Raw genomic sequence first — 12205 nt, 5'->3', positions numbered from 1 at the left:
TCCTCATTGATCGTCTCCATTATAGGAAATCATTGTTAAACGACTGTGAAGAAGTGTGAACTGATTGTAAGCGCTGAACATTAAAAACAGGTCTTCCCTCACAAGCCTGCTGCTGAAACATGCCGAAAGCTGGCTGAATGACGCGTTTTCTGCATATCCTGTCGTCTGCAAGCCGCCCATTCGGCCTATTTTTCTTCACATGATCTTAAAAAAACAAAAACACCGAGCCATTTCGCAGAATGACTCAGTGCTCTTTATCAGTTATTTCGAAAACAATCTGCTGAAAAAGCCCTTCTTTTTCGGCTTTTCAGCAGGAGGCTCTTGTTCTCTTACAATCCCTTTTTCCTTCGCTTCTTTCAGCCAAAATGGAAATTCAGCAAGCAGAGCATCATAAAGCTCATCATCAGAAATGCGGTCAATCTCTTCGATATGCAGGAAGTTCGTGTTATCAATGACACGCCCTTCTAACGTATCCAGTTTATTGAGAAAATCAAAGTTTCCGTTTCCGATGCCGACAAACTGCCAGAACACCGGTTTATCAGAAGAAGCTTCAATTATCGGTTTGATTGACTTTTTACAGCCCCCGTCATTGATAAAAACAATGAAAGCAGGATACGAGCTCGGTTCCTCCGTAACATATTTGCGCAGCACGTCCTTCATGACTGGCGGCTCATCATTTCTGCCGAATTTATGCAAGCGGTCATTATTTAAAATTTCACGATCGACATAGCCCGAAAAATCCTTTTCTGAAACTGGCTTTAATCGGGAAAATTCATTATCATACACCCATACATCCAGCAAACCGTTATCATCAAACTGATCAGCCACTGCCAAAATCCGCTCCACCACATTTTGAACCGTCCCGTTTTTGTAGAGCGGTCTCATCGATCCCGTAATATCAAGAACCAGTCCAACACGAGCCGTCACCTTCGTTAACTGCTTTTTCTCCAGTACGATCTTTACACTTTTCTTTTGCAGGTCAATTGTTGCCATTCTGTCATCTCCGTCAGCTCTTTTTTCTTTGATTATCTCACAGGAATATTTTGCATTGCATCTTTTCAAAGAAAAACACCGTTCAATTTGAACGGTGTCCTGTCTCTAAAATGTGTTATATACATTTTCACACGTCTCCGCCGTCGGCTGATAAAAGCAGTGTGACTTAAATCTGGCCACAAACGGCTGGTTATACCACTGGGCTGGACAGTCCCCCTGCGGCCTGAAGTACCATAAACTAAATTTTGCAGGCCAGCGCCTTTCACCATTAATCGACCGGCGTGCAAGGGCACGCTCGCTATCTCGCGCCCTTTGATAAAAATATCCATGAGTCACAGCCTCAAACGCGTGTGGCTGATAAATCATCTGCCTGATGGTGCGGAGGCCTTTAAAATCTGAGCAATTCGCCCGCAGCCGATTAATTCCAACGTTGCCGACAAGCAGCATCCCCTGCTTGCCTTCGCCTTCCGCTTCCGCTCTGAGCAGCCTTGCCATCAAATCGACATCCGCACTCGTTGCTCTCACGACCGCCATCACGTCACCTCCCCTTGATCTCTTTTCATCATATTTCATTACTTCAGAAGTGATGACGGAGGGACAGGAGAAGTTTTTAAATTTATTCATCTAAAAACAGCAAACATAATGGGCTGTTGGGCATCAAAGCAGCGTCCGGTGCAGTACAAGCTTCACGTTTCCGCTGTCGAAGCGCCGCAGCCTCAATTCCTGGATTCACATCATTGACCCCTCCCCAGCAGATTTGCACCCGCCTCCGAAAAGAAATAAGGTTTAACTTTTTACATTTGAGGAATTATACATAACAAATCAAATGACAAAAGGAGGAATTGTAATGACACATGTGAAAGCGCTCGCTATTAAAGGTATTATGACGATTATTGTGTTGTATCTGGTGCTTGGTCTGGGCTTTGGGTTCACGTTTGGTGATACGCTGCTAATGACGATTGTGTTAGGGGTTATTTCTTATTTGCTGGGCGATCTTTATGTATTGCCGAAATGGAATAATATGATTGCAACTTTGGCTGATTTTGGGTTGGCCTTTCTCGTGATCTGGCTGATGGGCATGCCGCTTTCTATGGGGATGACTGGCGGTGAAGTTGCATTGGCGGCTTTATTCGGCGCGATCGTCATGGCAATCGGTGAATATTGCTTCCATTTCTATATGATGAGCAAAGAGATTGGCAAGAAGCATTATCTTGAAACAAGAACAGACTCATAATGGAAAGGCCGGTGCTGACAGCATCGGCCTTTTATACATATTGGGCGCCTTTGTTTACGCATCCTGCTTGTCCGCATTCCTGATCGCCATGTAGGAAAAGAACAAACCGAATGCCGCTAACGATAACGGGATATACACAACAGATGAAATCGAGAAGCCCGGACTTGTTGAGCTGATGAGCATCACAATTACTACAGATGAAATGATGGTCGCCGGAACCGAGTGTCTACGCATCCCAAAAAAGATGGGAACTAAACTGGTTCCAGCGGCGCCAAAAGCGAAAACCGCCATTTTGACCGCCTGTTGAGAAATGATCTCGGAAGTAAGCTCTCCCGGTATGAAATGGCAGATCGAGTTCAGCCAAAAGAAACCGGCGGCTATGAGTATATTTGAAAGTAAAATCGTGATAAACGTCAGTCCGCCCGCGATCATGAGCTTAGCGGTGAGCAGCTTTTTACGGCTGATCGGGTACGTGAACATCACAAGAATGGTTTTGTTTTTATATTCCGAAATCACCAATTTTACGATCAGCACAGCGCCAAATACGATAAATACCGCTCTGACGAAGGTGCCGATGATGAGGAATGCTTCATCCGTACTTTGGAACGAAACCCCGCCATCGGCTTTTTCGGAATAACTGATCAGCCACATAAAACCCATAATGATCACGTTGGCAATGAGGGCACCTCTGATATACCAGCCCATTTTCATTTTTCTTAATTCGATTCTGATCAAATTCATCAACGTGTCTCTCCTCCTTTACGCACTGATGCTATTGCCGTTGATCAATTTGATAAAATAATCCTCCAGCGACGTATACTTTTTGTTCATTGATTCAATGTCTACATCATTTAAAATCAATGCTTTGGATATGGCAGCCTGAGAGGCTTCAGCCTCGTAAATTCGAATCGTTTTCTCATTTAATATTTTAAAGTTGGTTAATTGCAGCTCTTTCTCCAGCACAAAGCAGGCCCTTGTCTGATTCGGCGTGACAAGCTCGATGTATTCAGTGTTCTGGCCCCTGACATCCTCCATTGATACCTCTTCAAGCAGCCTGCCGTCCCGAATGACGCCGATTGTGTCCGCGATTTGTTCGATTTCACCCAGCAGGTGGCTTGAGATCAGCAGCGTCATCCCGTACTCTTTGCTCAGCACTTGAAACAATTGCCTGATCTTTTTAATGCCGAGAGGGTCAAGACCATTCACCGGCTCATCCAGAATAAGCAGGTCCGGCTTCGTGAGGATGGCACGCGCAATTCCAAGGCGCTGCTTCATCCCGAGGGAAAAGGTTTTGACGGGTTTTTTGTCGATTTGTTTTAAATTCACCATATCCAGCACTTCTTGTATGGCTTTTTTATTGTGGTATCCCATATATTCACAATGCAGATCTAAATTTTCTTCAGCTGTCAGGTTTTCATAAAAAATCGGATATTCAATCATGCTGCCGATGTTCCCCAGCACCTCATATGACGTGTGGGTGAACTTGTTCCCAAGGATGATGATTTCACCGCTTGTCGGTTTGACAAGGCTCGTCAGCATTTTCATAATGGTTGTTTTCCCCGCGCCGTTCGGGCCGAGAAAGCCATAGATTTCACCTTTTTTAATATGCATGCTGACATTGGATACGACCTCTTTGCCCTGATATGTTTTGGTCAGCCCGTTTGTTTGTACGATATAAGTCAACTTTGTTTCTCCTTCCCTCTCTTTTCCTGTTTTCTATTGTAGCGGCGAGCCCTGTCATTTTTATTTCTCAAACCTTAAGAAATTCTTACGATTAATATGTCATGCGTTTCAATGTGATCGTAAATGCAGTCCGTTCGTACGGCTTGCTTTGGACGGATATGATGCCTCCCATTTTTTCTGTAAGCCGTTTTGTGATGGTTAAACCCAAGCCGCTTCCTTGAAATGCTTTATTTCTGGATTCTTCCAGTGTGTACAGCCTCTCAAACACCCGCTGCTGATCGGTTTCACTAATCCCTTTTCCGCGATCCCATACGGTGATGGCGATGTTCCTCTCATCATAAGACAGCGTCAGCCCGATTAACTTGCCGGCCGCGCCATATTGAATCGCATTGGACAATAGGTTTTGCAGGATTCTGTCCAGAGCCTCTTCATTCGCCTGCGCATACACCGGCGTATCCGGTATATCGATGGCTGCTTGAAAGCCTTTTGACTGAACAACGTCATAATAGTGCAGGATATTTCGTTTGCATATGTCGTTCATATGTACTTTGGTGATCGGGATCTCTTTATCTTCAGATTCTAATTTCGCTAAATCAAAAAAGGAATTGATCATCTGAATAAGTTCATTTGTTTTCTGGCGGAGCTTCCCCAACAATCTTTCCCGCTCTTCTTCCGGCATGTTCGGGTCACTTTGAATGGCTTCGATATAACCGAGAATGACCGTTAACGGCGTTTTCAGGTCGTGCGACATATTGGTCAGCATCCGCTTCATGGATTGCTCTGTTTTGGCAAATTGGGCGCTGATCTGCTGACGATTCTCAACGAAAAGATTAATGTTAACAAGCAAGTCTTTGAGCGCATGATCGTCTGTAGGAAGCAAAATTTGTCCTGCCGAATCCCGGCTGAGCATGTAGCTAAGCTGGTCAGCCGTGTAAGCCAGATTCCCGTCCCGCTTCTTTTTCATTATGAATTGAATCACATTCAGACACGCCAGCGCGATGACAGCGGCCACCCATAGCACTGTCATTCTAAAACTCTCCTAATTTATAACCGATGCCCCATAACGTTTTAATATATTGAGGGGAGGAGGGGTCATCCTCAATCTTTTCTCTGAGCCGCCGCATATGTACGTTAATGATGTTCTGATCATCAAAGTACTCTTCATTCCAGACGGAACGGTAGATTTGTTCTTTCGTAAACACTTTTTTAGGATTTGATGCAAATAAGCACAGCAGCTGCCATTCTGTTGACGTCAGCTGGAGCGGCTCTCCGTTTTTCAAAACGGAAACATTGTCTATATCTATCGCAAGCTGGTGAATCCGGATCACCTTATTCACAGCCGGCTCCTCTGCCGAATATTGCGTCGCCCGCCGTATCGCGGCTTTTACTCTGGCTGTCAGCTCAATCATCGAAAACGGTTTGGCGATATAATCATCCGCCCCAAAGCCCAGTCCCAATGCCTTGTCCACATCTCCATCTTTTGCCGAAATCATTAAGACCGGAACGTTGCTTTTTTCCCGGATGATTTTCAGAAAATCCATGCCGTTCAGCTTCGGGAGCATGATATCAAGGAGGACCAAATCGTATGAACCCTGCTGAAACAGCCGGATGCCCTCTTCTCCGTCGAAAGCATGCACAATTCCAAAGCCTTCTTTTGTTAAATAATGATCCACCATTTCACTGATTGAGTGGTCGTCTTCTACAAGCAATATGCGCTGCATCTCCTCACCTAACCTTTACAAAATCAAAAAACACACACGTAATTACACTTATTGTAATTGAAAAACGTGTGTGTTTTATAAAAATTATTCTTTTTTTCCTGTTTTCAGCTTCCTGTATTCCATGCCCGTAATGACAAAAAATACGCCACCGCATCCAATGACTTGAATGAGCCCGAGCCGTTCACCGAGAAATAAAGCTCCATAGAAAATCGTCAGGATAGGCCCTGCCATTGAAATGGCGGCGGCTCGCTGTGCCCCGATTCGTTTTATGCCCTCAAGCATTAGCACAAATGGAATCACTGTGGTAACGACTGCAATTACTGCGAACAAACCATACATAGAAAGCGGATATGCTGCCATTGGCGTATTCATGCCAGCCGCCGATTTTATCCCTGTGTAAAGCATCATGGCAGCTCCAGCAGCTGTCATCCCGTATGCATTGAGACGGATCCCTCCGATTTGATGGACGAGATGCCCGGAAAGGACAAGATAACCAGCATAGACGGCCGAAGATAACAAAATGAATACAGCTCCAATCATATTCGCCTGGAAAAGCTCAGCATTCCAGCCGCCCAGCGCCAAGAAAAGCCCAAACATGACCGCCAGAACTGCGAAAAGGTCCTGAATTGAGGACATTTTCCGGTCACGACACGCGGTGAATCCAAACACAAACAACGGATAGCTCATCAGCAATATACGTTCAACCATTGCGGATACATGGTTCAGCCCGATAAAATCAAGCAAGGGAGACAGAAAAAAACAAAACACTCCCGCGCCACAAGCCTTCCATAGGTCTCCTTTTTTCTTACCGTCTGGCATTGGAGGACGGTATATTAAAAAAATCAGCCAAAACAGCGGAACAGCCAGCAGCTGCCTGTATAGCAGCACGGCATCTGGCTCAGCACCCATTTGGTATGCCCATTTTATCCAAATCGATTTAGACGCAAAACAAACTGTTCCGATCAGCAAAAAAATCGTACCTGCTGCGGCCTCACGAATCTTACTCTGCTCTTCTGCTCTCATCTCAGCTCAGCTTTTCTCCTTTACTTATTCAAATGCTTTTGGATAAAATCGAGAAGCGTATATCCTTGAGCAGTCAGAATAACACCTTTTCCGCTGCAGGCCGGGCAAGGTGTTCCTTCGATTTCTCCCGCTCTTTCACATTTAGGACATGCGACCTCAAGATCATCAGTTGCAATGACCATTTGATATCCTCCTTTCTAACTCATCTGCTATGCCACCACCAGCCATCGTCCATTGGCCGTCACCTCCTTTAAGAAACACAAAAAACCCCCGTCCTATGCAAAGGACGAGGGTCTCGCGGTACCACCTTTATTAACAGCTATACAGCCGTTCACTCTAAGTACAGAAAACCTATGTTTCGATACTCCTCTCTTGGTAACGGGGAGAGAAACCCGGCATCGCCTACTATCCGTTCAGCAAAGCAATTCAGAAGCCCATTCGGCATCAGGGGAGGATCGGTTCACACCTGCCACCGACTCTCTGAACCTCCATTCTGATGCGTACTTGCTCTTCCTCACGATTGTTAATCCGTTCTATTATTTGTAGAGTTTATAATACTCGGTTCATGAAACGAAGTCAATTCTTAATCCGATGTTACACCAAGTGCTTCCAGCGCCATATTGATGTGTTCCTCCTGCTGTGTTTGCAGAGCTAGCTTGGCGATTTCCACCGGATACGCCGCCTGCATCTCTGAGATGTGTTCCTGCATTTTTGCCCATATTCGGCCGCCTGCTTGATCATAGTATTCAAGCAAACGGGCAGTTTCTTTTTCTCCGAAAATGGTTTGATAAAGAACAAAATCCTTGGCTGGGTCAGCAACCTTCGCTTCTGTCCAATCCAGAAGTCCTGTGACACGTCCATTTTGATCGATAAGGATATGCGGCGGGTGGAGATCGCCGTGTATCAAAGAAGAGAAACCCGGCCAGTATGCATCATCATCTACCCACTTTTGCCATCTTTCCCAAAGCGTCGTAGATACGCCAAGCTTATTCTTCACATCAACCATAGAGTCTGCTGTCATTTGCCTGAAATCTTCTGGCCTTATCACTTCTATTCCGGATTGCCCAGCAGATATTTGATCCGTGCCATGTAATTCAGCCAGTATGTCGGCAAGTGTGCGGACAAAGTCGTCTGACGGCGGCTGATGATCCATATTCCATACATATTGCTTTTGTTCCAGGTCAATTCCAGCAGCCGGCGTTCCTTTTAACATGGGGTAAGCGATCAATTCCGGTGTATGAATTCTCCAATCCGGCACATCAGCAGTCAGATTCGCGCGGAGAAAGGCAAGCGTTATGCCTTCTGCAGATGCTCTTTCCACAACATCACTTCGCCGCGGTTTTCGCAGCACCCATGGCATACCTGTGTCGTCCTTGGCAAATACAACTTGAAAGTCCATTCCGGTTTCATTCAATTGCGCGTTCTCAGAATGAACCGTCAAACCTTGGCTGCGTGCAAGCCCGACAATCTCAGTGATAAGCTGTTTTTCGTTAAGGTTTGTCATCCCATTTCCCCTTTCTCATGCTCCGGCCTGCAGTAGAGAGAAGGGATGCTTGAAGGCACAAAAAAGGGCAGGCACGCCACCCTCTTTTTTGATAACCATATAAGGGCTCATACATAGGCGGATTCATCCCGATTCTCTCGCATTCAGGCGAGAGTTGTTCACTATTGAATTCGTGTCACTCGGAATCTAATGAATGCCATGCTGTAACCCCTCCGTTTCCTATACGCTGATTTTCATTTTACAGCATATTCCATCTTTCCGCTATAAAAACATGAATCAAGTCACTGGAGCAGGATTAAACAAGCACAAATCATTATGAAGACCCCAACGGTCTGCCCACGTTTGTTTGCGGCCGCTTGCCACATCCAAAATCGTCCTGAAGATTTCCCAGCCTACGTCTTCGATACTGGCCTCTCCTGTCGCGATTCGGCCGGCATTGATATCGATTAAATCAGCCCAATGCTCTGATAAGGAATGCCGCGTCGATACTTTCAGAACCGGCGCAGCAGCCAGGCCATATGGTGTTCCTCTCCCTGTCGTAAACACCTGCAAATTCATGCCCGCAGCCAGCTGCAGGGTGCCGCACACAAAATCGCTTGCCGGTGTCGCCGCGAACAGCAGGCCTTTTTGCTTTGCTCTTCCACCAGGGCCGAGCACGCCGGAGATGGGGCTTGTGCCTGATTTCGCTACCGAACCTAACGCTTTTTCCACCACATTGGATAATCCGCCTTTTTTATTGCCTGGTGACGGGTTTGCGCTACGGTCTGCGTCTCCCCGCCGAAGATAGCTGTCATACCACTTCATCTCTTTGATCAGCGATTGTCCGACCTCTTCACTGACAGCCCGCGGCGTTAATAAATGAATGGCATCCCGCACCTCTGTCACTTCAGAAAACAAAACCGTTGCACCTGCGCGAACCAATAAATCAGCCGCATACCCCACGGCAGGGTTCGCCGTCACGCCGGAAAACGCATCACTGCCGCCGCATTGCAGGCCGATAACCAGATCCGAAACAGGGCATGACACCCGGGTTCTGCTGTTCAGCCTGATTAACCGTTCCTCCGCCATTTCCAAAATGGATTGGATCATCGCCGCAAAACCTCGGTGATCCTGGAGCGATAGAATGTCATCATCATTTTCGGAGGCAATTCTTTCCGGGAGGAGCTTTTCACATCCCAATCCGATTACCATTACTTCACCGCCGAAGTTCGGATGCTTCGCAAGATTTTGAATCGTGCGGATCGGAATGACAGCGTCGGGCGCATTGATCGCCACGCCGCATCCGTATTGATGATGCAGCGGCACAACGTCATCGACATTTGGGTATTTCGGCAGCAGCTCTTCTTTTATTCGTTTGACTGCATAATCCAAAACGCCAACAACACATTGAACACTTGTCGTGATGCCGAGGATATTTTTTGTCCCCGCACTGCCATCCGCATTTCGGTATCCTTCAAATGTATATCCTTCAAGTGGGGGCCGCGGCTGCGGCACCCTGTTTGCGAGAGGAAGATCGTCTAACGCCGGAGGAGCGGGCATTCTCACGAGGGCTTCCCGTATCCAGCTCCCGCGTTTGATCGTCTCATCAGCAAATCCGATCACCTCTCCGTAACGCACGATCTCGTCCCCTTGATTGAGATCGGTGAGGGCCACCTTATGGCCTTGAGGAACATCCTCTTCAAGTACGAGCCCGCATGAGAAAACAGTGCCCTTTGGCAGCCCTCCATCATTTACAATAATCGCGGTGTTATCTATTTCATGCACTTTGATGTAAAGGGGGGCTTGGTTCTTCCTGAGGTTCATCGCCATATGAAAATCACTCCTCATATTTTAGTAAGCGTTTTCTAAATTGGTTTAAAAAAACCGCAGCTCTTACGTTTCAACTGCGGTTGCTCACCATTATTTTTCATCCATTCCTTTTAGAATTTTGTCACGGACAAATTTCAGATGCTCATACATGTGGTAATGTGCTTTGTACGGATCTCTTTTGGCAAGGGCGTCGTAGATTTTTTTGTGATATTCGACCGTTACATCTCTCTCCCTGTACGGAATTTGGCTGTCAATTTTCGCATGGGTGATCAGCAGGGACTGAATCATCCCTTCAACGACGGGGTTATTGGCGCTTAACGCAATAATTCGATGGAACTCTTTATCCGCTTCACCATAATGATTGTCAGTGCTGTTGGCAATATCGTCGATCGTCTTCTGCAAACGCTGAAGCTCTTCCTCATTGATTTTTTCCGCGGCAATTGTCACGAGCCCGAGTTCTAGCGCCATCCGCGCTTCAATGATAGCCGGAAGATTATCAGTGGCCAAAGCAAGCATGACGGAAAATGGCTGCATGCCGATTTTATCGTTGAAATATGTGCCCCCTCGTGTTTTTCTCGTAATGACGCCCAGCGTTTCAAGTGAACTGAGTGCTTCCCGTAGCACCGGCCTGCTGACATGCAAAATGTCCATCAGTTCCATTTCTGTCGGCAATTTGTCTCCGGCCCTCAACTGTCCGCTCGATAATAAATGGACAATCCGTTCGATGACCTGCTTGGCTAATGTTTTCCGATTGACTGTATCGACTTTCAAATCCTCTAAACCTTCGTACACGAACAACTCTCCCTTCAGTTGTTCAATTGTAAGACAAAATAGCGGATATGACAATATTTACAATCAAACTTATCGCACAAGACACGGGCGCTTCCGGTCAAATTCCCAGTTGCTGATCAGGAACTGCATTGGGATCGCATCATTCCGTGCGCCTAAATTCATTTTCCGATAGATCTCATGCGCTTTTTCCACTTGTTCCATATCAATATCGACGCCTAGTCCAGGCTTATCCGGCACCTTGACACAGCCAGAAGAAATCTCAAAAGGCTGTTTCGTTAATCGCTGCCCGTCCTGCCAGATCCAATGGGTATCAATCGCCGTGATCCGCCCCGGAGCCGCTGCTGCCACATGGGTAAACATCGCAAGGGAAATATCAAAGTGGTTGTTGGAGTGCGAGCCCCATGTCAAACCCCAATCATGGCACATTTGCGCAACCCGCACCGACCCTTGCATCGTCCAAAAATGCGGATCAGCCAGCGGTATATCGACCGCGTGGAGCTGAATCGCGTGACCCATTTCCCGCCAGTCAGTCGCAATCATATTTGTCGCAGTCGGAAGCCCTGTCGCGCGGCGGAATTCAGCCATTACTTCACGAGCGGAGTAGCCATTCTCATCCCCGCATGGATCTTCCGCATACGCGAGCACATCTTGCTTTCCTTTGCATAATGCAATAGCTTCCTCTAATGACCATGCCCCGTTCGGATCAAGAGTGATCCTTGCCTCTGGAAAACGTTTCGATAATGCGGTAACAGCTTCGATTTCCTCTTCTCCCCGCAGCACCCCGCCTTTCAATTTGAAATCCTGAAAGCCATAGCGCTCCTGTGCGGATTCGGCAAGACGCACAATGGCCTCCGGCGTCAGCGCTTCCTCATGGCGCAGACGGAACCACGCACAATCTGACTGCTCATCGCTTTGATACGGCAAGGTCGTCCGATTTCGGTCGCCGATGTAAAAGAGGTAACCGAGCATTTTTACTTCATCACGCTGCTTCCCTTCGCCCAGCAAAGCCGCGACCGGTTCCTGAAGAAACTTTCCAAGCAAATCCAACAAAGCCGCTTCCAGTGCGGTGACGGCGTGCACAGTGGTGCGCAAATCAAACGTCTGGTTTCCTCGCCCTCCCCTGTCCTGATCGCCAAACTGCTTTCTGACCGTTTGCAATATCGCCTGGTACGCACCGATAGATTTTCCGACAACAAGCGGCTCTGACAGCTCCAGTGTGCGGCGAATATGCTCTCCGCCAGGCACCTCGCCGACTCCCTGATTTCCGCTGCTGTCTGTTAAGATTACGATATTCCGGGTAAAAAACGGGCTGTGTGCTCCGCTTAGATTCAGCAGCATGCTGTCATGTCCCGCAACAGGAATCACCTTCATTTCAGAAATTGAGGGAATATTCGATCTTTTTTCTTTTTGAACCTGCTCTTGTATCGGTGAACTCATGCATTTTCC

General features: G+C 47.1%; 15 protein-coding genes and 1 other annotated feature. Of the genes, 2 read left to right on the top strand and 13 right to left on the bottom strand.

Going from position 1 to position 12205, the window contains the following annotated elements; all coding sequences use genetic code 11:
- Positions 1-3: 3 nt before the first annotated feature.
- The 3 genes from MHB62_RS01560 to cwlJ form a co-directional block, all read right to left on the bottom strand.
- Entirely contained in the window at positions 4-180 is a 177-nt protein-coding gene (locus tag MHB62_RS01560) for a hypothetical protein (RefSeq protein WP_003246278.1), read from the bottom strand.
- Positions 181-261: 81 nt separating this feature from the next.
- Positions 262-993, bottom strand: coding sequence for a VWA domain-containing protein (locus MHB62_RS01555; protein ID WP_003246379.1), 732 nt, complete (start codon positions 991-993; stop codon positions 262-264).
- Between the two features lie 105 nt (positions 994-1098).
- The gene (gene cwlJ, locus MHB62_RS01550; RefSeq protein ID WP_003246500.1) at positions 1099-1527 is read right to left on the bottom strand and encodes a cell wall hydrolase CwlJ; all 429 of its coding nucleotides are present in this window, start codon (positions 1525-1527) and stop codon (positions 1099-1101) included.
- A 313-nt stretch (positions 1528-1840) separates the two neighbouring features.
- Between cwlJ and MHB62_RS01545 the strand changes: the two genes are divergently transcribed.
- Positions 1841-2227: a YndM family protein gene (locus tag MHB62_RS01545; protein WP_003246313.1), complete on the top strand. Its 387-nt coding sequence runs from the start codon at positions 1841-1843 to the stop codon at positions 2225-2227.
- Entirely contained in the window at positions 2187-2321 is a 135-nt protein-coding gene (locus MHB62_RS01540) for a hypothetical protein (protein ID WP_119122840.1), read from the top strand. Before MHB62_RS01545 ends, MHB62_RS01540 begins: the two co-directional genes overlap by 41 nt.
- Here MHB62_RS01540 and MHB62_RS01535 read toward each other — a convergent pair.
- From MHB62_RS01535 to gudD, 10 genes are all read right to left on the bottom strand, one after another.
- Positions 2282-2968, bottom strand: coding sequence for an ABC transporter permease (locus MHB62_RS01535; RefSeq protein ID WP_010886395.1), 687 nt, complete (start codon positions 2966-2968; stop codon positions 2282-2284). The genes MHB62_RS01540 and MHB62_RS01535 overlap by 40 nt on opposite strands.
- An 18-nt stretch (positions 2969-2986) precedes the next feature.
- Positions 2987-3910: an ABC transporter ATP-binding protein gene (locus tag MHB62_RS01530; protein ID WP_003246292.1), complete on the bottom strand. Its 924-nt coding sequence runs from the start codon at positions 3908-3910 to the stop codon at positions 2987-2989.
- A gap of 91 nt (positions 3911-4001) precedes the next feature.
- The gene (ycbM, locus tag MHB62_RS01525) at positions 4002-4937 is read right to left on the bottom strand and encodes a two-component system sensor histidine kinase YcbM (RefSeq protein WP_032722880.1); all 936 of its coding nucleotides are present in this window, start codon (positions 4935-4937) and stop codon (positions 4002-4004) included.
- 1 nt (position 4938) lies between these two features.
- Complete coding sequence (gene ycbL, locus MHB62_RS01520) at positions 4939-5619, bottom strand: two-component system response regulator YcbL (protein ID WP_076458515.1); 681 nt, start codon at positions 5617-5619, stop codon at positions 4939-4941.
- Positions 5620-5715: 96 nt separating this feature from the next.
- Positions 5716-6654, bottom strand: coding sequence for a DMT family transporter (locus MHB62_RS01515; protein ID WP_003246325.1), 939 nt, complete (start codon positions 6652-6654; stop codon positions 5716-5718).
- Between the two features lie 20 nt (positions 6655-6674).
- Positions 6675-6836, bottom strand: a complete 162-nt coding sequence (rtpA, locus tag MHB62_RS01510) for an anti-TRAP regulator (RefSeq protein WP_003234807.1) — start codon at positions 6834-6836, stop codon at positions 6675-6677.
- A gap of 97 nt (positions 6837-6933) precedes the next feature.
- Positions 6934-7181, bottom strand: a binding site (T-box leader).
- 56 nt (positions 7182-7237) lie between these two features.
- Positions 7238-8158 (bottom strand): macrolide 2'-phosphotransferase MphK, encoded by a 921-nt coding sequence (gene mphK, locus MHB62_RS01505; protein ID WP_003246254.1) that lies wholly within the window; start codon positions 8156-8158, stop codon positions 7238-7240.
- 276 nt (positions 8159-8434) lie between these two features.
- A complete protein-coding gene (gene garD / locus MHB62_RS01500) occupies positions 8435-9967 on the bottom strand; it encodes a galactarate dehydratase (RefSeq protein WP_032722879.1) in 1533 nt (510 codons plus the stop codon).
- 90 nt (positions 9968-10057) lie between these two features.
- Positions 10058-10759, bottom strand: a complete 702-nt coding sequence (locus tag MHB62_RS01495) for a FadR/GntR family transcriptional regulator (protein WP_003246338.1) — start codon at positions 10757-10759, stop codon at positions 10058-10060.
- Positions 10760-10828: 69 nt separating this feature from the next.
- A complete protein-coding gene (gene gudD / locus MHB62_RS01490) occupies positions 10829-12196 on the bottom strand; it encodes a glucarate dehydratase (RefSeq protein WP_003234816.1) in 1368 nt (455 codons plus the stop codon).
- Positions 12197-12205 lie beyond the last annotated feature (9 nt).

It is taken from the genome of Bacillus sp. FSL K6-0255, from assembly GCF_045040725.1.
GTDB classification, from domain to species: Bacteria; Bacillota; Bacilli; order Bacillales; family Bacillaceae; genus Bacillus; species Bacillus subtilis.
Note: the sequence above shows the minus strand (reverse complement) of the source record. Positions and strands in the feature narration are given on the sequence as shown.

Coding starts and splice junctions, on each gene's coding strand:
- MHB62_RS01560 (WP_003246278.1), bottom strand. CDS start 180: ATGGGCGGCTTGCAGACGACAGGATATGCAGAAAACGCGTCATTCAGC.
- MHB62_RS01555 (WP_003246379.1), bottom strand. CDS start 993: ATGGCAACAATTGACCTGCAAAAGAAAAGTGTAAAGATCGTACTGGAG.
- cwlJ (WP_003246500.1), bottom strand. CDS start 1,527: ATGGCGGTCGTGAGAGCAACGAGTGCGGATGTCGATTTGATGGCAAGG.
- MHB62_RS01545 (WP_003246313.1), top strand. CDS start 1,841: ATGACACATGTGAAAGCGCTCGCTATTAAAGGTATTATGACGATTATT.
- MHB62_RS01535 (WP_010886395.1), bottom strand. CDS start 2,968: ATGAATTTGATCAGAATCGAATTAAGAAAAATGAAAATGGGCTGGTAT.
- ycbM (WP_032722880.1), bottom strand. CDS start 4,937: ATGACAGTGCTATGGGTGGCCGCTGTCATCGCGCTGGCGTGTCTGAAT.
- MHB62_RS01515 (WP_003246325.1), bottom strand. CDS start 6,654: ATGAGAGCAGAAGAGCAGAGTAAGATTCGTGAGGCCGCAGCAGGTACG.
- rtpA (WP_003234807.1), bottom strand. CDS start 6,836: ATGGTCATTGCAACTGATGATCTTGAGGTCGCATGTCCTAAATGTGAA.
- mphK (WP_003246254.1), bottom strand. CDS start 8,158: ATGACAAACCTTAACGAAAAACAGCTTATCACTGAGATTGTCGGGCTT.
- garD (WP_032722879.1), bottom strand. CDS start 9,967: ATGGCGATGAACCTCAGGAAGAACCAAGCCCCCCTTTACATCAAAGTG.
- gudD (WP_003234816.1), bottom strand. CDS start 12,196: ATGAGTTCACCGATACAAGAGCAGGTTCAAAAAGAAAAAAGATCGAAT.